The sequence below is a fragment of the Pedobacter sp. MR2016-19 genome, from assembly GCF_014947265.1.
In the GTDB taxonomy this organism is placed as follows: Bacteria; Bacteroidota; Bacteroidia; order Sphingobacteriales; family Sphingobacteriaceae; genus Pedobacter.
Map to the genome: position 1 here is coordinate 17,167 of NZ_JADCNK010000025.1, position 24,139 is coordinate 41,305.

General features: G+C 38.2%; 16 protein-coding genes and 1 tRNA gene. 10 read left to right on the forward strand and 7 right to left on the reverse strand.

The window, feature by feature from the left end; translation table 11 throughout:
• Positions 1-4 precede the first annotated feature (4 nt).
• From IM793_RS22030 to IM793_RS22045, 4 genes are all read left to right on the forward strand, one after another.
• Entirely contained in the window at positions 5-1,747 is a 1,743-nt protein-coding gene (locus IM793_RS22030) for a PspC domain-containing protein (protein ID WP_193425130.1), read from the forward strand.
• A gap of 121 nt (positions 1,748-1,868) precedes the next feature.
• Entirely contained in the window at positions 1,869-4,322 is a 2,454-nt protein-coding gene (locus IM793_RS22035) for an outer membrane beta-barrel family protein (RefSeq protein ID WP_193425133.1), read from the forward strand.
• Positions 4,323-4,427: 105 nt separating this feature from the next.
• Positions 4,428-4,790 (forward strand): hypothetical protein, encoded by a 363-nt coding sequence (locus IM793_RS22040; protein ID WP_193425136.1) that lies wholly within the window; start codon positions 4,428-4,430, stop codon positions 4,788-4,790.
• A gap of 743 nt (positions 4,791-5,533) precedes the next feature.
• Positions 5,534-5,773, forward strand: coding sequence for a hypothetical protein (locus tag IM793_RS22045; protein ID WP_193425140.1), 240 nt, complete (start codon positions 5,534-5,536; stop codon positions 5,771-5,773).
• A 7-nt stretch (positions 5,774-5,780) separates the two neighbouring features.
• Here IM793_RS22045 and IM793_RS22050 read toward each other — a convergent pair whose 3' ends face one another.
• Positions 5,781-8,456 (reverse strand): hypothetical protein, encoded by a 2,676-nt coding sequence (locus IM793_RS22050; protein WP_193425143.1) that lies wholly within the window; start codon positions 8,454-8,456, stop codon positions 5,781-5,783.
• A gap of 329 nt (positions 8,457-8,785) precedes the next feature.
• On the opposite strand from IM793_RS22050, the gene IM793_RS22055 reads away from it, so the two are divergent.
• Positions 8,786-8,858: transfer RNA gene (locus IM793_RS22055), tRNA-Lys, on the forward strand.
• Between the two features lie 66 nt (positions 8,859-8,924).
• Here IM793_RS22055 and IM793_RS22060 read toward each other — a convergent pair.
• Positions 8,925-9,116: a hypothetical protein gene (locus IM793_RS22060; RefSeq protein ID WP_193425146.1), complete on the reverse strand. Its 192-nt coding sequence runs from the start codon at positions 9,114-9,116 to the stop codon at positions 8,925-8,927.
• A gap of 484 nt (positions 9,117-9,600) precedes the next feature.
• On the opposite strand from IM793_RS22060, the gene IM793_RS22065 reads away from it, so the two are divergent.
• The gene (locus tag IM793_RS22065) at positions 9,601-10,047 is read left to right on the forward strand and encodes a hypothetical protein (RefSeq protein WP_193425149.1); all 447 of its coding nucleotides are present in this window, start codon (positions 9,601-9,603) and stop codon (positions 10,045-10,047) included.
• A gap of 175 nt (positions 10,048-10,222) precedes the next feature.
• Here IM793_RS22065 and IM793_RS22070 read toward each other — a convergent pair whose 3' ends face one another.
• The 5 genes from IM793_RS22070 to IM793_RS22090 all read right to left on the reverse strand — a co-directional run bounded on the left by IM793_RS22070 (position 10,223) and on the right by IM793_RS22090 (position 13,002).
• A complete protein-coding gene (locus IM793_RS22070) occupies positions 10,223-10,456 on the reverse strand; it encodes a hypothetical protein (protein WP_193425152.1) in 234 nt (77 codons plus the stop codon).
• 13 nt (positions 10,457-10,469) lie between these two features.
• Positions 10,470-11,168 carry a hypothetical protein gene (locus IM793_RS22075; RefSeq protein WP_193425154.1) on the reverse strand — a complete coding sequence of 233 codons (699 nt, stop codon included), beginning with the start codon at positions 11,166-11,168 and terminating at the stop codon, positions 10,470-10,472.
• 158 nt (positions 11,169-11,326) lie between these two features.
• The gene (locus IM793_RS22080; protein ID WP_193425157.1) at positions 11,327-11,485 is read right to left on the reverse strand and encodes a hypothetical protein; all 159 of its coding nucleotides are present in this window, start codon (positions 11,483-11,485) and stop codon (positions 11,327-11,329) included.
• Complete coding sequence (locus tag IM793_RS22085; RefSeq protein WP_193425159.1) at positions 11,482-12,531, reverse strand: serine/threonine-protein kinase; 1,050 nt, start codon at positions 12,529-12,531, stop codon at positions 11,482-11,484. Before IM793_RS22085 ends, IM793_RS22080 begins: the two co-directional genes overlap by 4 nt.
• Positions 12,532-12,534: 3 nt before the next feature.
• The gene (locus tag IM793_RS22090; protein WP_193425162.1) at positions 12,535-13,002 is read right to left on the reverse strand and encodes a hypothetical protein; all 468 of its coding nucleotides are present in this window, start codon (positions 13,000-13,002) and stop codon (positions 12,535-12,537) included.
• Positions 13,003-13,369: 367 nt separating this feature from the next.
• On the opposite strand from IM793_RS22090, the gene IM793_RS22095 reads away from it, so the two are divergent.
• From IM793_RS22095 to IM793_RS22110, 4 genes are all read left to right on the forward strand, one after another.
• Positions 13,370-15,454, forward strand: a complete 2,085-nt coding sequence (locus IM793_RS22095) for an FUSC family membrane protein (RefSeq protein ID WP_193425165.1) — start codon at positions 13,370-13,372, stop codon at positions 15,452-15,454.
• A gap of 985 nt (positions 15,455-16,439) precedes the next feature.
• Positions 16,440-17,099, forward strand: coding sequence for a GDSL-type esterase/lipase family protein (locus IM793_RS22100; protein WP_193425168.1), 660 nt, complete (start codon positions 16,440-16,442; stop codon positions 17,097-17,099).
• 713 nt (positions 17,100-17,812) lie between these two features.
• The gene (locus IM793_RS22105; RefSeq protein WP_193425171.1) at positions 17,813-20,731 is read left to right on the forward strand and encodes a triple tyrosine motif-containing protein; all 2,919 of its coding nucleotides are present in this window, start codon (positions 17,813-17,815) and stop codon (positions 20,729-20,731) included.
• Positions 20,732-20,991: 260 nt separating this feature from the next.
• Positions 20,992-24,135, forward strand: coding sequence for a TonB-dependent receptor (locus IM793_RS22110; RefSeq protein WP_193425173.1), 3,144 nt, complete (start codon positions 20,992-20,994; stop codon positions 24,133-24,135).
• Positions 24,136-24,139: the final 4 nt, after the last annotated feature.

Consider the following 24,139-nt stretch of genomic DNA (forward strand, 5'->3'; position numbering starts at 1 on the left):
GGAAATGGAAAAGACCATCATCATCAATATAGGAAACACAATTATTCACATTGAAGAAAGTGCCTACGAACGCTTAAAGGCCTACCTGAACGAAGTAAAACACTATTTTGCCAATCATGCAGATGACCTTGAAATTGTAACAGATATTGAAAACCGGATTGCCGAGTTGCTTACCGAACAATTGGAAGAACAGAAAAAACAGGTGGTAGATTCGGCCAATGTAAACGCTGTGATTGCGCAAATGGGCAGGGTACAGGATTTTGATACAGCTGAAGAAGGTGAGGAAGAACCTGTAATTAACAGTACCTACCAACACCAGTATGTAGAGAAAAAATTATACCGCGATATGGACGACCGCGTGGTTGCAGGTGTTTGCGCCGGTATTGCACACTTTGTAAATGCAGACCCTAAGTGGATCAGGCTGGCAACGTTACTGATCAGTTTTGCAGGTGGATTTGGAATATTGGTATATGCCATACTCTGGATCATCATGCCGAAAGCAAAATCCCGGATCGAACGCATGGAGATGAAAGGCGAGCCTGCAAATCTTCAGGGATTTCAAAAGAACCTGGATGAAGAATTACAAGCGGTTAAAGAACGTTTAGGAGAGGTAAACAAACATGCCCAACCAATATTTGCCCGCCTGGGCATTTTTATCGGTGAGTTTTTTGAATGGCTGGGTCGTTTTATTTCAGGCACCGGTAAGGTTATTTTTAAAGTAATTGCAGGTTTCATTATTGTTTTTGGCGTACTCTTTTTACTTACTTTAATTATCGGTACAGCTGCTTTTCAGGGGTTTTGGGATGCGAGTATTTACGAATATTTCCCCTTCTCTATTATCAATGAAGGCAATAGGGGGGCAATTTTATTTGGTGCATTTATTGTTTGCTTTGTACCGGTTTTGGCTCTGGTATTATTCTCCATCAGGGTAGCTTTTAACAAACAGGCCATTAATAAAACATTTTCTTTCGCTTTGTTAATTATCTGGTTGGCTGGTGTGGCTATAACAGGTTATCAGGCAGCCAAAATTTCATCAGAATTTAAGCAACATGCAGAGTTAACACAAACAACCGACCTGAAAGCTTATCCGGTATATACCATCAATATCGATAAAAGTAAATATTTCAGTAAAGAAGATAGTGTGGCTTACCACATTGATGCGAACAACCGCCACCAGATTGTAGTTGATGATTTTGAAGATGGACCATTTGTTTCACCGAACCATATCCGCATTGATATTAACAAAAGCGAAACCGGTACTACCCGTTTAACACAGAAGTACGAATCGCAGGGTAAAACTTTTCAAAGTGCCTTACAAAATGCGCAGAACATTAGCTACAATTATGTAGTGAAAGATTCTGAACTGACTTTTAGTCCGCGGTTTCAATTGAGAAAGGGAACCATCTGGAGAAACCAGGAAGTAAGGTTAAATCTTGAAATCCCGGTGGGAACCAGATTGATTTTAAAGCAGGATGCTTACCGTTACGTTAATAATTACTGGACATGGGATTGCAACAACAGAGAAAATGACCACAATGATTATAGTGTTTGGATCATGACAGATGATGGATTGAAATGCGTTGCGCAATTAAAAGAAGAGGCGTTAAAAAAGGAAAAGTTAGAGCAGGAGCTACGTGATTTAGACCACTTGCACCAAGATAAACCTAATGATACCCTGTATCAGGATTCTGTATCAAACCGGATTAAGGAAGTTAAAGAAGAGTTGGGTATTGAGCCTGAACAATAATCCTGGCCGACGAAACCTAATCATTCCCATACAAATTGGCATTAAGATTCCCGCCTGCGCGGGAAAGACGATCACTGATTTTATCTCCGTAAAAAAATATAACACCTAAAAAGAAGAAACCATGAAAACATTATTTACGCTAATTGCATGCCTGATGGTGTGTGGGGCTTCTTTTGCCCAAAAATTAAACATACTAACGGGGAAAATCGTCGATGAAAAGACTGTCCCGATGTCGTTTGCGATTGTAAGGGTGTTGAACTATCCGGATACCACGGTTGTGAAAAGTGTATCCACCAACATAGATGGTGAGTTTAAAATCGACCAGTTAAAAGGTGGCGATTATGTCCTTTCGATCTCGATCGTCGGTTTTAAAAATAAAAAGACTGATCGTTTTTCGCTTAGCGGAGATTTAAATCTACCTGCTATCAGTATTGAAAGTTTAACTAAACAGCTGAAAGAAGTGAGCGTACAAGGTAGAAAACCTTTTGTTGAACACCAGATTGATAAAACGGTGCTGAATGTAGAAAACAGTATTGTTTCGTCAGGCAGTACCGCCCTCGAAATTTTAGAGAAAGCACCTGGCGTGCAGGTGGACAGGCAGAATGAACAGATTTTATTGAATAATAAATCTGGTGTGATGGTGATGATTGATGGAAAGAACAATTTTTTGTCAGCATCAGACTTGACCATTTATTTAAACAGTTTAAACAGTAGCCAGATTGCAACCATTGAAATTATTACCAATCCATCAGCCAAATACGATGCGGCGGGTAATTCAGGTATTATCAACATTAAACTGAAAAAGAATAAAGCATTTGGCACCAACGGAAGTGTCTCGTCAACCTATCGCAATGCGATAAGGGCTAATCTGCCTACCAATATTTATGGATCGGAGCTTAACTTCAATTTAAATCACCGCGTAGAAAAGTGGAATTTTTATACCAATGCAAATGCCTCTAAAAACAATAATTTTTCGAATTTATTTTTAGACAGGAATACCAATTCCAACGGTTTGCAAAGTGCATTTAATCAAAACTTTCAAAAAATATATACCGGATCGCGCTTGGCTGCAAAAGTAGGGGCAGATTATTATGCCAGCGAAAAAACGACGATCGGGATTATGCTGGATGGCAGCACCAGTACACGTAAACTGGATAATTTCTCTCAAACATTTATAAACGAAACTCAGGCTGGTGTAGTAAGCAACAATTCATTGATCCAATATTCCGATGCCAATACGCCAAACAAAAATTATAGTGTAAATTTTAATATCAAACATGATTTTAAAAAGGAGGGTGCGAGCTTAAATTTCGATGCCGATTACTCTGGCTTCGATTATTCTGGTCTTGAAAATTTTAACACCAATTTTTACGACGAAAAAGGGGTGGTGTACAACAATACTATCATTAAAAATGATAGTAAAACAGCAATTGATATTTATGCGGCAAAAACAGATTTTACCTGGCCATTATCAAAAACTGCGAAATTGGAAACCGGCCTGAAAAGTACTTATGTTAAAACCAATAACGATTTTCTGTCGTCGGCATTTCTCAATAACGAATGGCAGAATATTGTAGGGCAGAGCAATAACTTTATTTATAAGGAAAATGTAAATGCAGCTTATGCAAATTTATCTAAAGATATGGGTAAATGGCAAATTCAGGCTGGTTTACGGGCAGAGTATACACAATCTACAGGCACATCGGTAACCAATAATACCGTGGCAAAACAGCATTATTTATCATTGTTTCCTACGGTTTTTGTTAGTCAGAAAATTTCAGAAAGCAGTAATTTACGTTATTCGTACGGCAGGCGGATAGATCGCCCCAATTACCAGCAGTTAAATCCTTTTAATTTTTACATGGATCCTTACACGATACAACAGGGAAATCCATATTTGAAGCCCCAGTTTACCAATAATTTCGAAGTGAGTTATAATTATAAAAGTGGGTTATCATTTTCGTTAGGTTACTCAAAAACCAAAGATCTCATTTTGGACAGCAAAACCGCACAAAACGATAGCACCAGGATTGTTACGGTTGGACAGGGTAATATAGGCAGCGGACAATATTATACAGCCGGATTATATTTTCCTTTGGCCATTACCAAATGGTGGAATTTACAAAACAATTTTAGCCTGTTTTACAATAAATTTAATGATGATAACTTAGAAGGTGCACCTTTTATGCTCAGCAAAGTATCTTACAATTTTAACATTACAAGCTCCATTACTTTGCCCAATAACTGGACTTTCGAAACCAATTTCTGGTTAAATTCTCCCCGGGTGCGTGGTTTAGAGCGGACCATTATTTACCAGAATGCCTTAAATGTGGGCGTACAAAAAAGTTTCTTAAACAAAGCTTTAAAACTTAAATTAAATGTTGATGATATCTTCCAGACCAACTACTGGAAAGGAACGCTCGATTATCAAAATGTGAATTTAAGGGTGCAGAACAATTACATTAGCAGAAGGGTATCTTTCAATATCAGTTATAGTTTTGGTAATCAAAATCTAAAATCAAACCATGACCGGAAAACGGCGGCAGATGATATTAAGAACAGAGCGGGAGGATAGCCTTTTAGTCTTTAGTCTAAAGTCAGGAGTCGGAGGTCTCGGTGAGAACCCAGTCCCCCTTTGAAGGGGGCAGGGGGATGAAAAAACAAAAATTATCCAAAAAACATGAAAAATATCTTTTACAGTATCGGAATTTTACTTGCCACTTTAATATATGGCTGCCATAATGGTGAGGGGAATTTATCGCTAAGTACGATGGATAACAATACCGATTTTAACTTTGAAGCAAAGTATGATGAAAACAAAACCGCTAAACTGGAGAAATATCTTGATAGTGCATTGAATAACGAACTTCCACTGGATCAGCATATCGACTTGTTCGTGAACTTAAATGGCAGCGACAAGTTTAATCTTAAAGCCAAAAAAGGCTGGCTGGAGATCAATTTCGATAAAAGAAATAGTTCTTTAGCAGGTTATATGAAAGTGAAAAAACTGACGGAAGGTATTAAAAAGAAGTTATCGGAATAGGCGCGTTTTTAACCGCAGAGTACACAAAGAGAAAGGCACAGAGGACGCAAAGCTGGGTGGTCTTCAACTACGCTCAGACTGACAATTTAAAAGGAAAAATCTGTGGATATCTGAGAGATCAGCGGGAGAATCCTTTCTTAATATTTTCCCGCAGATTTAAGGTGATGGGCGCAGAACTAAAGCTGTCGTCATTCCCGCGCAGGTGGGAATCTTAATGCTTACGTGCTGCTGTTGCTTTTTTAATCATGAAAGTAAAATAAGAGAAAAGGCTCAGCGGGCACATCTTTGGCTGGTCTTCGACTCCGCTCAGACTGACAATTTAAAAGGAAAAATCTGCGGATATCTGAGAGATCAGCGGGAGAATCCTTTCTTAATATTTTTCCGCAGATTTAAGGTGATGGGTGCAGAACTAAAGCGGTCGTCATTCCCGCGCAGGCGGGAATCTTAATGCTTACGTGCTGCTGTTGCTTTTTTAACTATGAAGTAAGATAAGAGAAAAGGCTCAGCGGGCACATCTTTGGCTGGTCTTCGACTCCGCTCAGACTAACAATTTATAAGGAAAAATCTGCCTATATCTGAGAGATTAGCGGGCAACTCTTATTCTTTTCTCCCACCGATTTAAGATGATCAGCGCACAGTTACGATGAATAAACATATTAATCGTCATTGCGAACCGAAGGACTGATTTGTGGGGAGCGTGAAGCAATCTATTTTGTGGATTATTCCGATTCTGGATTTCTAAAATGAGAACTGGAAGAGGATCAGTTTGGGGTTTAAAGTTTTTTTGGATCGCAAAGGCTTATGATCCTTGGGCTGGCTCCGGTCCTGCTGTCCGTCTTTTATCTCATCAAGTTTTAAGTAAAGAAATGATTTATAATTTAACGAAAGCACAAGTCAAGCCATGGCTAAGCCTGAATAAGCTAAGACTTGCGCTAGAAAGGATGTACTTGATAAAGGGTAAAGATATCTACTGCAACAACTAAATTTTTTCTAATATCGGTTAAATAGTTTTTTAAAGAACCGTTTAAAATCACTGTCATTGCAAAAGGTATTGTTTTCTAATATTCTGCAATTATTGCCAACGGTATTAGGAAAGGGATTTTCTTTACATGGAATGAATCTGTTATTCTCGTTATTATAAGTAGCATAAGCATATAAATCGGGTGTTAATGGGCCTTTAAATACCACTTTAAAGATACTTTCTCTTGAAGGTTCATCAACCCAAAGCCTAAAGCCATAAGTGTTATCACTGCAGTACGAATAGCTATACATTCGATCATTTGGCCATTTTTGATCAAAGCCAGTGTGTCTATATAGGGGGGACGCAATTTGCATCCACTGGCAAGATCCGTCTATGGAGCTAACTGCTTTGTTTAATATCGTAAAGTTCGAATTATCTTCATCTGGATATAGCGTTTTACCATAAGCGGTTTTTTTATTGCCCAGATAATCTGAATGCAGCTTATTTAAGCTTTGCGCATTCAGAATAGAGAGCTTTGATAATTGCAAGGCGTTGTAAAGGGTAGCAAATTGATCAAAATCAATCTTTTTATGTTCGTTGGCGATCCCCATTTCTTTATTGATGAGTACTGTTACATCTTTAAAGGTTAACAAATTTTTCCCCGATCCGTCTTCTTTAAATATGGCTATAAGTTTTTCAGTTGTAACAGTTTCTCTACCGGAAACCATTAAGAAGAAGTCGGTTGTTTCTTTACCGAAAATGTGGTTTGAGATTTGTACCGCCGCATATTCCATACTTTTTTTAGCTTCTTTTTCTAATTTTTCTTTTAAAGCTTTTGTAGGGTTTAACAAATATTGCAATGGGCCTAATTTTGCCATGGCTTTATCAATTTCTGAATTGAGTTTGGTATAATAATCGCTTATGGTACAAATGCTTTGCGGAACTTCGCTTGGAATGGCTGTAAATACTGGCGACCAGCATTTATACCAATCGGCATAATATGAAAAGCCATTCCCTTTATTGGATAGGATATCTTTTGAAAAATCTTCGCCCGCATTAATGTATTGTATGCAGGCCTTTTCGATATCTCCTTTCCAGTTTTCGAGCAGTAAGTGCATCAGGTTGTAACGTGCGATTAAATCTTTTGCCACATTTATAAACTGATCAACATAAGCTTCAAGGCGCCCCCTTAATTCGTCTTCTTCCTTTTTAGTTTTTTCATATATTTCACTGGCTTTGTCATAACTGAGCTGCAAAGCCTCAATTTCCTTTTCCAAAGCCTCCTCCTGCATTTTATAATTTAATTCATTTGCTTCTGCAAGGGCTATATTTGTGGCCAGGTTACTTAGTTCTTCTGTTTTTTTTGAAATTTCGTTGGTGGCGTCAACAATGCCTGATTTTGTGTTTGAGATTGTTTTTTCTGCATTGGCTATCTGATCAATTAATTTGTTTTTGGTTGTCTTAAGGTTTTCGATTGCCGGGTTAGCTATACTAACAGTCTTTTTAATAATTTCTTTAACCCAGCTACCTGTACTGCACATCTTTACACCGCATGGGTATTTTACACCCCATTTTTTACACCACTTGGTACCGCACGGATAAGGAATACCAGGAATCCATTTACTTACCTCTTCCAGTATCTCATGCTGGATGGTTAATGGGAGCAATCCAATATCTGTAGTCAGTTTTACAACACTGGCTCTTTTATCAATAATTTCATTTTCAAGGTTATTAACCAATTGGTTGCCATTGCTAATTAATTGGTGTTTTTGTTGAATGATATTTTCAATATCCTTTTTGGTTTTAATACCGTTATCAATAACGTCCCGTTCAAATTTTATCTTTTTGAGCAGGATATCGTTTGCTGCTTTTTTTAATTCGAGCGCTTCTTTTGCAAGTTTTAACTGCATACCCGCCTGGGCAGTTAGCCCTACTTTTTTGTCTAGCTCTAATATTAGCCTCTGTTCTTCTTTTAATAGGTTTAAGTAATTTGAACTTAAGGTAGAAATGATGTTTTGGTTGGCATTATCGATTTCTTTTACCACGTTATAAACACCGTTCATGGCAACTAAATGTAGGGAGCCTGATTTTAAATATTCGCCAGTTACGCTATTATTCAGGATAAAAGTCTTACTTAAAAATCCAGAGGGAGCACTTATCAATGAGCTATAATTAGTAATTATCTGGCCATCCGGCGTTACAAAGTCAGGCAGGTGATTGCCGATGTATTTTTCAAGTGCAAAATGTCTTCTTTCAACAATAATTTCATCAGTTAAAAGAAATATATCACCCGAATAAGCATTTACATAAGTGTGGGCAAAAATATCCATTGCCGCATGACAAGCATAACCGTAAGCAAAGGAAATTTCAGCAGGGGTTGTTGCCGAGTTTAATACGTGTTGTATCCAGGTGTCTGTTTTCCATCCATTATTTAATCCTGGATGGGCAGTTATCTGGCCAACTATAGGATCGGGGAAGACGTCAATGCCTAGCGTTCCCATTCTAAAATGGGCAGGATGGTTAATGAGTGAAGAAAGAACTTTGTTATTCAGTTCATACGTTTTGTTATTAATGGTTATGGTTTTGTTTTTTACAATGTCATTAAGTAATTGTTGCGCTATCCATAAATGTGTTTTCAAATCGAAGGAGTAAGCTTTTGTAGCAGTTAATATTATTATAAATACGAATAAGAAATATTTTTTCATGTCGCTCTGTATTTAAACTGTTTAAAAAATAAAAATGTGCTGTTTGGCCCTGGCCTGCATTTACTTTAAATTGTATCATAAAAAGATGTTTTTGCCATTTAATACTTTTTAAATTGGCTTGCTAGTAGGGCAAATGGTTATTCGCCAGAATAAATAATCATATCATGTGAGTTTTAATTTAGGGTTTGGTTTATGGCTTCGGGCTGGTATTACTAATACCACATAGTAAAGATGGTTACTCAAAAAACATAGTGCAATACCCGCTATTGGGTATAATCTAGTAAGCTATAAATCCAAACCTCTAATTTTTTACTATATTTAATCAACCAGACTTCTTAGCTCAGTTGGTAGAGCAACAGACTCTTAATCTGTGGGTCCAGGGTTCGAACCCCTGAGGGGTCACTAGCCGTAATAAAACAAAAACGCCCATACTTTTCAGTATGAGCGCTAGTCGTTTGTTCATTTTCTTTAATTTTTTACATCTGCCGGGGCATTCGTGGTCGAATCTGCTGTAGAATCAGTACTTGTACTATCAATTACCTTGCCTGTATCTGTGTATTTATACATACTATCAGCGTTTTCCTGATCGGCCTTTTTACCGCTACAGGCTGACAATGCCAGGCCAAAGGCGGCCATTAAGATTATTATTTTCGTTTTCATATCAAATTGTTATAGGTGTACTTATATAATTCTTTTTAAAAGGCAATTGTTTTGGGAATGGTAAATTAGTCGGGGAGTCGGAAAGACTGGGGGCCGGGGTTTGGTGCGTTACCGTGATCGTTCAATATGCGATCGCTGTTTGATCATTGAAGTTTGGTTATTGGTAATTAACTGACCCGCTTCGTCATTGCGAACTGAAGGGAAGGGCTGTTATGGTGGCGTGAAGCAATCTTTTTGGTCGGGAGTCGGGTGATCGAGGTCGAAAGTCTGGGTTCATTTTTCAAAACCAAAATCTTTTTCATCACCCTCAATTTATTTCTGCATCTGATAATATTTTACTATATTTATATCGCGAACACAGTTGGAGCAATTCAACGAATAATTTTCTTAACAATATCCCAGGCATACCGGTGAAAGTCCGGGAACTCTTCGGCTTGCCGACTGTGTTCGCGGTGACCTGGGCTTTAATTTAATTTTTCAAAAAATGCGAACACAGAAAAATCAAATTGCTTTAGCTGAACTAGAGTTCAGTTATCAAGCACTCAAAAGGCCGGTAAACGTAAACCTGGCCCAAAATTCAACTCAATTTTTAAAACAGCTCCGCGGCAAACCATCATCCGGTAAAGCCTGCGATTGGTATGTGCTGTTTGTAAACCAAAGCCACGAGGTTTTTTGCTGGTACAAACTAAAGCGGCAGGCAAAACCGATTAATTGCATACAGCAACTGGCGGGTTTGGCTGTTGCCTGCAATGCTTATGGTGTACTGGTGTTAAACTATTGCGATGTTAAAAACATTAAGGTTAACCCTCTCGATGAACTTTTTGTAAGCACCTGTTTTAATACCTGCGCAAAGCTAAACATCGAAATTATTGATTATATAATCTGTAATGCGCAAACGCATTATAGTTTTAGGGATGGGTATAGGGATTAAAATACTACTGGGCTGTTGAAAGACAGCCCAGTACATGTCTTCGTTAGCTACTTCGTCATTGCGAACCGCAAATTATGGGCAATGAAAGAATCTTTTGAAGAACTTAAAATTATCTTAAGAACTAGTCTAGCCCTTGCACGAGATAAGGCGTTAAGACTTATGCTTTCAAAAAATCTTATATTATACCTTCAAATTTAATTTCTTCCTTTTGCCGGTCTATTTGTAATTGAAAGTTATATTGTTCTTTTGTTTGTATAAAAAACCAACCGTCTATCGGCTCCTCAGCAATTTTTGTATTGCACGAAGGGCAAATTATATTTGCAACTTTTCTTTCTTCTGTGAAGAAAAGTCGGTTTTCAATTATGATTGTTTCTACATCACACTTGCTACATTTAATTTCTTTTTCCATATTAATATTCATTTTAATCAAGAAATAATCTTTTTATCTCTGATGACGATCTTTGATTTAAATAATTGTCAGTACACCAACACGATCCACAGGTTCTCATAATAAATTTACCTTTCAACTGATGATCATCAGGAATGGTTGCCTTAATCCTATGAAACATCTGGTTAAAAACATGAATTTTATCATATCCATCTGTTATCGAGACTTTTGGGTCGTCTACAATAATTCTTCGAACATAATTAAACAATATTGGTCCATTGGCATTTCTTATTGTAATCATCTTTCGTTGCCTTTGAATCCCGTCCCATTTATCTTTCAACTCGTCAATATCCTGAAAATACCTTTGCTCTAATGGGGTTTCTTTTTTCCAATAGATAGGATTATTTTTTGTTATCCAAATTTCAAAACTCTCATCTTTAATTAATTCTCTATCAAGTTCGAATAAAACCGGGCCATAATGGTTTTCACGATTAAAGTATGAATGTAAATCAGTTGTATCTATGAAAATATCATTCCAAACATCTAATACCTTGTCTATATCATCAGATGACTGAGGTGTTTGAAACAATCCTTTTGCTTCTACATATCCTCTTGAAAGTATTCCGCCACTTGAAAAATAAGTTGCCGCTGTTCCTACAGTATTAGCATGATAAAGTGCTAAAATTTCTTTCTCGACAAAAAAATTATATAGTTCTTCATTATTTAATCTCATAAATTTAATTGCTTAATATTTTAATAGATCTAAACACACGAACTTCTATTAGTTATGACATAATTTATAGCTGATATGATGTTCATATTATAGATCGATTTTTGACAAAGCTTGGGTTAAAATTTAAATAACACCAAGAATACAGTTAGATATCGACACTATTTTTGTTTTTTCCTGATAACAGCTATATAGTGATTTTGTGATACAATATTAATGTTATCCTTATTTAAATCCTTTTTAGGCAAAACGAATTTAGGAGCTGTATTTTCGGCTCTTGATAACCCATTTTCATTGTATTTAACTGCTTTTATTTTCACAATTTTAATGCCTGCTTAATTTTAGACAAAACGTTTGAACTATTTAAATTGTTGTGGCAATGAGCTTTTTCATGTTGAGTCTTTATCGTGGTGTTATTGGTTTTGGTTGTAATAATACTAATATTTTTAGGATTCCCGAAATTAACTTCCACTTTGTAGGTATGAGTTCCATTATTACGTTCCCATTGTTCTGTTGATTTACCAGCAAAAAAACGCCAATCTAGATTTTCTTCAACATCACTTAATTCATTGATCAATTCCAATACGTTTTTGTGTCTGTCAGTAATATTAATACTTAACGCCTTATTTACAATTCTTTGAAGCTTTAGGGGGATGTGTGGTAAATAATCTGTTCTACTAGGAAAATTCCCTGTTGATACTGAATTGATATAATCAGATTGGGATTTAAAGACCGCTAACTGATTATGGAAATGACTTTCTCCATTTAGAAGTCTATAAATAGTTAATCCAGCCAAATATATATCAAAATGAATGGTTTTGTCTGAGCTTGTAAAGGTTTCAGGCGGAACTTGTTTGCTGTAAATTTGTTCTGGGGAAGCAAATCCAAACGTATTCATTGCTTTAGTTAATCCAAAATCTGACAAGTGGGCTTCGTCACTGTCAGAAATTAATATATTATCAGGCTTAATGTCAAAATGTATTAAACCCTTAGAGTGAATATGGTGAAGACCAGATAAAAATTGAATTGAATATCTAATAATTTCCCTAATTGTCAGATGTTTCTTCGCAATCACTGATTTGAGTGAACCATTTTTATAAAACGGCATCGCAATATATACATGATCAGCATCTGAGCAACCGTAATTAACTCGGACTACATTACTATGGGTTGAAGTATATAGTTTCTTTGCTTCATCGTAATATTCTGTTGGATTAATAATCTTAATTTTCTTAATTTTTTTTACTACTATTTCTCCATCAAGCTGTTTGTCGTGCGCTAAAAACACTTGTGAGTTTTTACCTTCTTGACCAATCTCTCTTATTGTCTCAAAATTTAATTCGGTAGTATATAATCCTAATGGCATAATTTAAATATTTAAAGCACTAATGGCCGACATTAAACTTTCTCTTTCCTCTAGGGAATATGTTTTCCAATCATCTATCTCAAGGAAAATTTCTTTGCCTTCTGCAAATGGTTTAAATTTTACCCTGTCTATTTCTAAGTTTGCACTTATACTAGAAATTTGTCCAACATAGTATTTTATAATTGTGGAGCTGGCAAAAAGCTCCTGTATTACTCCCTCGATATATATTCTCGGAATACTAATTGATTTGGCATTTGATTCAGTAATTCTTATACAAGCATTAGTAATATTAAATTCATTAACGATATCACAGAGTGTATTTCTTAAAAACTTCAATTGTTCAGGTATATTTAAAGCTTTCGGATTGTTGATTTTATCAACAATAATAATTTCTAGCACTTCATTTTCATATGATACTATAGAGAAGTAAAGCGTTAGCGGTGTTACCCTGATTCCTATTGATTTCTGCATTTCTATTTATAATTATGCTTAATTCTATGAACTTCTGTTTTTGATTTTGTCTTAATACAAAAGTGATTTTTCGTGTATTAACTATTTCTGGCCTAAACGTTTTATATGTTTCATCCTTTAGTAATTTTAAGCATGGATGTCCTGGGGTATTAAATTATGAGATATTTTAATTTTCACTAATGTATAAAAGAAAAAATAAATGTCATTACGGGAATCAGTAAATACTCATTTTTAGTAAGAAGCATTTTTTTTCTAAAGTCCAAAGAACAGATTGGTATCTGGTTTTGTGTAGCCATTTGTTATGCATGCATTATAAATCTGTTATCTTTGCAGCTTTTATCAATTATCAGCATTCATACACCTATTCATGGGCAAAAACAGCATCGGCTCTACCATTTCGTATTTCTTTTTGGGTGAGTACTTTTCTGATGCCCTGCGCACCACCATTACCGTGGTATTGCCTATTATTTTATTCTTTTACCTGGGCAATCCCGAGGCAGCAAAAGGAATAGGGGTTGGTGCTTTATTGATCAGCCTGACCGATTTGCCCGATAACCGGCTGAACAAACTGAAAACAGCGTTATGGAGCATCATCGTTTTTTTCGCTACTACGCTGGTGGTTTCATCGGTTTTGGATCATATTTACCTTACCGCAGTTGTGGTGATTATCGCTGCTTTCAGCTTTTCGATGCTTGCGGTATACGGGCAGAAACTCTCACTGATCGGTACCATGGCCTTGATTGTGTGTGCCTTCGTGATGGGGCTTCACCCGGCGCGGCCGCTATATTTTAGCAGTTATATGCTGGTTGGTGGCGTTTGGTATTACTTGATTAGTTTGATCCAGACCCTGTTGCGGCCTTACCGCTCGCTTCACCATGCCATTTTCGAATGCCTGATGAGCAGCGCGGTATTTTTAAATGCCAAAGCGAAGAATTATGATGTGGATGTTCCGCTCGATCTGCAACAGAAAGAAGCGATAAAACTGCACATTAAGGTAAACCAGAAACACGAGCTGATCCGGAACCTGTTGCTTACTGATAAATACGCCATGAATCCTGATAATCCCAAAGGCCGATTGTTGTTGGAGCGGGCGCGGTTACTGATCGATTTGTATGAGCAGTTGAATGCGGTACATTACGATTATGCTTTAGTTCGAAAAACTTTGGCTATCGGTTCGAGTCTGAAACTGATTGCCACCTTAATTGAATTGTTGGCCAAAGAGCTGGAGCAGTTGGGCAGGCACGTTCGCTCGGCAAAAGCTTATAAAGGTGAGGTAGCTACCAATATGGAATATCACCAGAAACGCGTGATGTTATTGCAGGAAATGGAGCGTTTAAACGAAACCGAGCGATCAATTGTACTGAAGGTGGTTTCGAATATGAACGATATTGTGCGCATTATCGAAATGATCAGGGGTAATGAGCGCACGCCAGCAAAACACTTGCGGGAATTGAGCGGATCGATTTCATATCCTTTATTTATTACCGGCGATCGCTTTTCCATTAAAGAGCACCTGACTTTAAAATCGCCCATTTTCAGGTTTTCACTGCGACTGGCCATTTGTTTCCTGTTTGGTTTTTTGCTAATCTGGCAATTAGAACCCAGCAAATACAGTTACTGGCTTTTTCTTACGCTGGTTATTGTAGCCAGGCCTAAATTTTCAATTACCTGGAAACGGAATTTACAGCGTTTAAAGGGGAGTATGGGGGGCGTTGTAATCGGGCTGATCATTGTCTATTTTGTCAAGAGTCCTGCCGTGCTCTTGTCTTTTTCAGTGGTTTTTTTACTGGGCTTTTATGCCTTTAACCGGTTAAACTATACGATAAGTGTGTTGTGTATTACCCCCGCGGTAATTTTAACCCTGGGCAGTTACCAGGGCCATTTCGATCATATTGTACACGACCGGATTATCTTCACGCTGCTGGGCTGTGTAATTGCTATTTTTGCCACTTATTTGTTCCCGATTTGGGATAGCCGGCAGTTAAAGGCAAAAATTGTTAATGCAGCTAAAGCCAGTCTGGATTACCTGGAGGTTGCCATTCAAAACCGGATTGAACGGGATGAAAATCAATCGCGCATGGCGCGAAAAAATGCCAATTTAAGTTTGTCGGCCTTAAGCGAAGCGATTGAATCAGCCAGTCAGGAACCTATGCGGAAACATATCGATTTTAATGGCTTGTATGGTATCCAGTCGACCATTTACCAGATCAATGCGATTATAACCTCTATTTATCTTTCTGTTAACCATAAACCCGGGCAAGTCGATCCTCTGCTGGTTGATCGGATTGTGAGCAATTTAAGTGATGGTGAGGTGATACAAAGCAATACCGAATGGCATGCTGATGAGGTTTGTCTGGTTGATGATGGTGACCATTCCACTAACCAGAAGTTATCACATATTGGAGCTTTATCGTTCGATTTTAGCAGGTTTAGTGCTGGTTTCAAGGGATAAATTTATTTATTGTCATTCTGAACGACACAGCCATACACCAACAATACCTTAAGATAACTTTTACTTTACCTTTTATTTAGCTATTATTAACCTGCAGAGCTAAAGCGAGTTAAATCTTTGGTCTACTTGATCTCCAACAAGGGCATCACTCAACCAAAGCAAGGGTTAAGCAGTGTGCAAGCAGGTGTAAGGCAAGCCTGGCCGGAAGGTGGCATAAACGTGGGGTAAATGTGGCGTAAAGGTGGAGTTGGAATGTTTTTTTTGGGAATCTTAATCAGACGGATTGATTTGGGTTATCATCGCTTTTGATTAATCTAATATAAAAAATTATGGTGAATCGGGCAAAAAAAGAGCTTCGTAATTTTTGGCACGGGCAGCAGAAATGCAATTTGTTCGTGTCTGTCCGTAGAGTTAAACATAGCGTCTCTACGGACAGAGCGGTTTATTGCTGGTTTCCAGGGATAAATTTAATTGTTTGTCCGTCTGAGCGGAGTCGAAGACCCTACCAATCGTCAATTTTGGATTGTAACCTATCGTAAAAGATCCTTCGACTACGCTACTATAGACAGATTCCAATAGAATGGTCGTCATCTCGACTGAAACGCAGTGAAATGGAGAGATCTATCAAAACAGATTTCTCGACTGCGTTGCACTCCGCTCGAAATGACGGTAACTCGGGAGGATTTTTACACGTAGATTAATTGCTATCATTTATATTGATTTTTATAAAATAAATTACCCCTACAATAGACAGAATCCATAGCACGGTCGTCATTCCCGCGCATGCGGGAACCACTAAGTGCTCAGCGAAGCTAATCTTAAAGCGCGCTGCAATAGCATTAGGATTCCCAATTAAATTGGGAATGACGAGCTCACGCAGCATACCATTTGCCAAAGTTTTGAATAACCGGGCGTAATAAATTTGATTGAATTGATTGTAAAAAACAGGATATTGGTATATTGTGAGCCTTAAAACCTTATTCTTATGAAAAAAATATTTTTAAGCTTCCTTTTAATTTCTCTTTTAACCATAACCACTTTTGCACAAAAGAAACCCAACTTTTGGGATGATGTGCAGACCATTAAAAAATACGATCAAATGTATAAACCACCCGTTCATCCGGTGCTGTTTGCAGGCAGTTCATCTATCAGAAAATGGGACGATTGTACACGAATTTTTGCCAAATACAATGCCTTGAACCGTGGTATTGGTGGTGCGGTAATTAATGATATTACCTATTACTTAAATGATGTGGTTTTTCCATATCAGCCAAAACAGATTGTACTGTACGTTGGCGAAAATGACCTGCCAAATGAAACGGTAACACCTGATACAGTTTTAAACCGCACCATCAAATTATACCAGGCCATCAGGGCAAAACTGCCAACGGTGCCTGTTGTGTACATCTCGATTAAACCGAGCCCAAGCAGGGATAAATTTAAGGAGAAAGCAGTAGCATCTAACGCACTCATTAAAAAGTTCCTTGCCGGAGAGACCAACACCACCTTCGTTAATGTTTATCCTTTAATGTTAACGAAAGATGGAAAATTAAGACCTGAATTATTTGTAGAAGATATGTTGCACATGAATGCTAAGGGGTACGCAATCTGGCGCAAGGCGGTTGAACCATATTTACTGAAGTAGTTTTTTTGTTTAACACTTTAAGTGCCTAACGATATTTTTACCATGTAAGACATATAAGAACACATAAGCTTATATGCCCTTAAATTTCTTATGTGGTTAAAAAAACTTTTTTTTGCACATGGCTTTGGAAAAAATAACCTTTTTTTCTCACCACCTTAGCACACCTAAGTATTAAGGCATGCCTTGGTTTTATTGTACTGTCTTTTGTTAGCTAGCCCCGATTGAACGGAAAGCCCGGAGCGAAGTGAGGACTTGAAGTGAAAGCGGGATCGGAACACACCCAAGAACCACGGGTAAGCCGCTCCAAGAAAATAAAGATAAAATTTTTACGACCTCAAACAAATATCCTTACCTTAGAAATCTCTGCCAACGGATTTCTATCAATTTTACCATGTAAGACATATAAGAACACATAAGCTTATATGCCCTTAAATTTCTTATATGGTTAAAAAACTTTTTTTTGCCCGTGGCTTTGAAAAAATAACCTTCTTTTCTCACCACCTTAGGCACCTTAGCACACCTAGGTATTAAGGCATTCCTTGGTTTTATTGTACTGTCTTTTGTTAGCTGGCCCCGATTGAACGGCTCAGACTGACGACCGCAGTGCTTAACTTAATGACATTGGACACGCGCAAGCCACTGAAATTGTAAGCGCGGCTAACCGGAATTAAAATTATATATTTATTATTGCGTTTTAACCGTTCCCTAACTAAATGAAGAAACTTCTACCCGCTATATTATTTTTTTTGACTGCTTATTGTGCCCAGGCCCAGGTGCTTTTGGGAATCCCGCAGGTAGTAAACTACAATAACGAGCAGTATAGTGGGGGGATTCAAAATTGGGATGTAGAGCAGGATAAAAATGGCATCCTTTATTTTGGCAATAATGAGGGGTTACTTACTTTTAACGGCCGCTATTGGAACCTGTTCAGGTTGCCCAACTTTACCTCGGTACGTTCGGTAGGGATCGATTCTAAAAACCGTATTTACGTTGGCGGGCAAGATGAGTTTGGTTATTTCTACCCTAATGCGCAAGGTGTTTTAAAATATACCTCGCTGTTAAATCTATTGCCCGAAAATATGCGGAAACTAGCCGATATCTGGGGTGTTTCAGTTGTTCGGGATGAAGTTTTTTTTAGGTCTATACATGCTATTCTACATTACAAAGACGGGGTAATTAAAAGTTATAAAACCAATACGAACTGGCTGTTTATGGGGGCTGTAAAGAATAAGGTTTTTTCGCAGTCATCTGATTCGGGCTTGATGATTTACGACCATGCTATGTGGAAGCCATTTTGCGTGGATAGTGTTTTAAACCGTTCGGGCATTACCGCGGTGCTTCCTTATGGTGGCGATACGCTATTGGTTTCGATGTTAAAAAAAGGATTCTTTTTAGTGATTAACCATCGACTAAAACCTTTGAGGACCAGTTTAGATCAGGTTTTTTTAAACGAAAGGATTTATTTTGCCACGCAAATCAGTCCTGATTTATATGGGGTGGCCACCACTTCGGGTGGGGTGTATATTATGAACAAGCGCGGCGACCTGGTACAGAAATACAATTATAAAGAAGGCTTGCAGAACAATAACGTAAGGGGCATATTGCTTGATAAAGATAAGAACATGTGGCTGGCGCTTGATGACGGAATTGCTTATGTAGCCATAAACAGTGCGGTTAAAAATATTTTTCCTGATCGAAATAAGCAAATTACCAGCTATACTTTCCGCAAATACGATCAATCTATCTATATCGGTACCTCTAATGGTTTGTACCGGGCAAAAATTAATACAGCCATGCCCGATTTAAGCTATTCGCCAGCCAATTTTGAGGAGGTAAAGAACACCAAAGGGCAGGTATGGGGACTGGATGAAATTAACAACCAACTGTTAATGGCCCACGAAGATGGAACCCTCCTGGTGAAAGATAATACAGCCACCCCACTATATAGCCTGATCGGCACCTGGACGTACCAAACCATGGATAATGTTTATCCCAGCAAAGAGGTAATTGCAGGTACTTACGCCGGATTGCAGGAAATAACCTACGCCGGTGGCCACTTTGTTAACGGCGGTAAAATTGCCGGCATTAACGAAACCCTGCGCTTTATTGTAGCCGATAACAATAACCCCGATCTAATCTGGGCTTCGCACCCCTATCATGGCGTGTATAAAATAGAACTCAACCCCGATCATAAAAGCATCTTGCGCGCTACACTGTTCTCTGATCGGGATGGTTTACCAACTAAGCTCTTTAATTACGTGTTCTACATTAAAAACAGGGTAGTAATTGCCACTACAAGCGGGGTTTTTGAATATAATGCCGCGAGCAAAAAGTTTACCCGTTTTAAATTGTTCGGCCCGGCACTGAAAGGTGTCCCTATTCAATATCTTAAAGAGGATAACGATGGTAACATCTGGTTTGTAACCAATAAAAAAGTAGGGGTAATCGATTTCCACAGGCCGAATGGAAAAGATGCCTTCAGTATTTTATACCTGCCCGAGCTAAACGGCAAAGTGGTTGGCGGTTTCGAATCGATATACACGCCTGATAGCAAAAATATATTTATTGGGGCCAATAAAGGTGCTTACCACATCAATTACCAAAAATACATTCAGAATATTACCCGGCCAAACGTGGTGCTGGGCACCGTTAAGCTAATGGGAAATAAAGATAGCGTGGTTTTTGGAGGGTATTTTGTAAATAAGGGTGCTATTACAGCCAGGCAAGACCTGCACGAGATTCCCGAATACGTGTACAGCTTAAATTCGATCCATTTCGAATACGCTTCAACACTTTTTGAACACGATAAGAACATCAAATTCAGTTATCAGCTTATGGGTTTTGATAACGAATGGTCTGCATGGGGGACGAAAAGCGAAAAAGATTATACCAATTTACCAGCCGGAAAATATACGTTTAATGTAAAGGCGAGTACCGGTATCAGTAATGAATCTGAGGTGGTAAGTTATACTTTTATAGTGCTGCCAGCCTGGTACAATACCATTTGGATGCGGGTTTTTTACCTCATCTTAATTGTGATGGCTTTAGGGCTGATTATCAGGTGGCAGAAAAAGAAACACATTAAAGAGCAGGAGCGCATGAGTTACCTGCATCAGCTGGAACTGGACAGGAACGAAAAGGAAATTGTGCGGCTGCAGAACGAAAAGCTCGAAGCGGATGTAAATTATAAAAACAAAGAGCTTTCTACCATGACCATGCATTTGGTACAACGTGGTAAGGTATTGGCTAAGATTAAGGATGTGATATCGACGGTAATTAAAAACCACGATTTAAATGAGAGCTCGCCAAGTTTCAGGCACCTCATCAGACTGATTAAGGATGTAGAAAAGAAAGACCAGGAACTGGATCATATGAGCGTTCACTTTAACCATGTAAATACCGAATTCTTTAATAAACTCAAAGATCTTTATCCTGATTTAAGCCAGAACGATCTAAAGTTTTGTGCCTATTTATCGATGAACCTGTCTTCAAAGGAAATGGCTCAGCTGATGAATGTAACCATTAAAGCCATTGAAGTGGGCCGATATCGCTTAAGAAAGAAGCTTCAGCTTAAGCCGGAGACGAATTTATACGAATTCCTTATCGATATTGCCCGTCAAAAAACACCTTAAAAACAATGTTTTCGTTACAAATTATGATGTTTTGGGTTGAAATGTTTAAGTTTCTGATATTCAATTGTTTTCGATTTGTGTGTAGGGCTTATGTAGGTCTAAAAATTCTTTTTTTTGGTTAATTGAGTGCTGCTGTATGGTTGGTGTAGTAGTGCCAAATTGTGCTAATGCATAACACCTCTTTAGATTTGATTTATGAAACGGGCTACCAAAAGCCCCGGTCATTAAATAACCAAATATTAACCTTAAAATTAATTTCTATGAGAGGAAGATTTACATTCGTATTCTTCATTTACTGTATCATGGCATTGCCGCTGGCCTTATTGGCACAAGACATTCCCGTTACAGGAAAAGTAACAGAACAAAATGGGAGCCCTTTACCTGGCGTAACCGTTAAGCTTGATGGAACAACCAGAGCAGCATCTACCGATGCCAATGGTGTTTTTAGTATTCAGGCACCTGTTGGCGGCAAATTAACAATCAGTTTAATTGGTATGGCAACACAAACGGTAACTGTTCCGGCAGGCGGCCGTATCAATATTTCGCTGGCAGCCAGTTCGAACGATTTAACCGAGGTAGTAGTAGTGGGCTACGGTACACAGAAAAAAGCCCTTGTAACCGGATCCATCTCCAGCGTAAAGGCAAAAGATCTGGAATCGATGCCGATTAACAGAGTGGAGCAGGCTTTACAGGGAAGAACATCTGGTTTAACGATTGCCAGTGGTAACGGACAGCCAGGATCTGCATCAACAGTGCGGGTAAGGGGATTTACCTCTTTTGCTTCTTCAGGTAATAACGATCCGCTTTGGGTTGTTGATGGTGTAATTGTAGATAATGGTGGTATTGGTTATTTAAATCAATCAGATATCGAATCTATTGAGGTTTTAAAAGATGCAGCCTCACAGGCAATTTATGGCGCCAGAGCGGCAAATGGTGTAATTATTGTTTCTACCAAGAAAGGTAAAGAAGGAAGGTTATCAATAAACTACAATGGGTTTTATGGTACACAAGCTCCGGCTAAAAAGCTAAAACTACTCAATGCCAATGAATATGCTACGATCAGGAATGAAGCCTATTCAAATAGCTTTAATGCCGCAACTGATGGAACTTTTACACTTCCATATGCAAATCCATCATCTTATGGAGAAGGTACTGATTGGCAATCGGTTGTTTTTAACGACGATGCCCGCAGACAAACGCATGAGTTTAGTGTTTCAGGTGGAACCAATAAATCTACCTTTTATACTTCTTTTGGTTATATCGATCAGGAAGGTATTGTAGCCACACCAATTTCTAATTTTAATCGTGCAAACATCCGTCTTAATTCTACATTTAAGCCTGCAAAGTGGATAAGCTTTGGAGAGAACTTAGGTTATAGCCATTCAGTTAACAGCTCTTTAGGTAATACCAATAGCGAGTTCGGTGGTCCTTTAAGTTCGGCAATTCATTTAGATCCGATAACCCCGGTCATTCAAACCGACCCAGCCCTTATCGGTAAATCTCCTTATACCATTGCCAATATTATAAAAGATCCGGCAACCGGATTTCCTTATGGTATTTCGGGCCCTGTTGGTCAGGAAATGAGTAATCCGCTGGCTTATATTCAAACCAGATTAGGTAACTATGGTTGGGATCATAACATTGTTGGTAATGCTTTCTTAGAAATTGAGCCTATCGAAAATTTAAAATTCAGGTCATCGCTGGGCGCTAAACTTGCCTTTTATGGTTCGGAATCTTATACCCCATTATTTTGGTTGAGTCCGTCAAATACTAACAGTAAGGCGAATTTCTATCGCGAGATGAATATGACCTTAAATTATAACTGGGAAAATACCATTAGCTATTCTAAAAGCTTTGGTAAACACCATGCATACGCAATCTTTGGTCAGGGTTATTATATGGACAACAATAACCGCGGTTTAAACGTAAGGTTTAACAATATCATTGCTCAGAATTTTTATCAGGCCAATTTAAACTATAAACCGGCAACAGCCGATATTCAGGGCGATGGTAGTGATGCTACTTTGCATGTTGTGAATTCTCTCTTTACACGTGTAACGTATGATTATGATGAGAAATACCTATTTACAGGTATTATCCGTCGTGATGGTTCTTCACGCTTTGGTACCAACAACCGGTTTGGTTACTTCCCTTCAGCTTCAATAGGCTGGGTGCCTACAAAAGAGGCTTTCTGGAAAGAAAACAAAGTCTTTAATTTCTTGAAATTACGTGGAAGTTATGGAATTACCGGAAATGATGCCATTGGCGATTTCAGTTACGTATCATTAGTGAACAGCGGGCGTAATTATACTTTTGGCACTACAGATGTAAGTACCATTGGTTGGAGTCCGGCTGCCTTATCAAATCCTGATTTGAAATGGGAAGAAACTCACCAAACAGATATTGGTTTAGATGCGACCTTATTTAACGATTTTACACTTAGTGCTTCTTACTTCAAAAAGAAAACTATTGGTGTATTGCAAACGCCCTCTATTCCTCTTTATTTAGGTGCAGCTGGTGGTGCAGCAGAAAATGTTGGCGATATGCAGAATACTGGTATAGAATTCGAATTGGGCTACAGAAAAAAAATCGGGGAGCTTAATTTGGGTATTAATGCCAATATCTCAACCTTGAAAAATAAGGTAACCAAGCTATTGCCAGGAAGAGAGTTTATAGAAGATAATGCACAGAGTTTTCAGGGCATGGGGAACTTTACCCGTACCGGACTTGGACGTGCATTTAATGAGTTTTATGGATATGAAGTGGCTGGTATCTTCCAGTCGCAGGCAGAAGTTAATGCTTACAAAGGACCAGGAGGTACCGTGTTGCAACCTTCGGCAAAACCCGGAGATCTAAAATTTGCCAACTTAGATGGTAATGAAACTATAAATGGTAGTGATCGTACTTATTTAGGTAGTCCGCTTCCAAAATATACATACGGTATTACCATTAATCTGGCTTACAAAAACTTCGATTTTGTGGCCTTCGGAAATGGTGTAGGTGGAAATATGATTTTCCAGGGATTACGACGCTTGGATGTAACTTATGGAAACTGGCAGCAATCAATTCTTGACAGGTGGACACCAACCAACACCTCAACCGATGTTCCCCGTGTTGCAGATAAGGATCTTAACGGAAACTATACCAAGTTCTCTAAAAATTATTTAGAAAAAGGAGATTACTTCCGTTTAAAAACCCTTCAGGTAGGTTATAACCTTCCAGCTAATGTGATTAAAAAAATTGGCGCACAAAAAGTTCGGGTATATCTGATGAGTGAAAACCTGTGGACCATTACTAAATATACAGGTTACGATCCCGAAATCGGTGGAACTGTATTGGGTGTAGATCGGGGAGTTTATCCGCAGGCACGTTCGTTTATGGTAGGTTTAAATGTTGGATTCTAAAAAA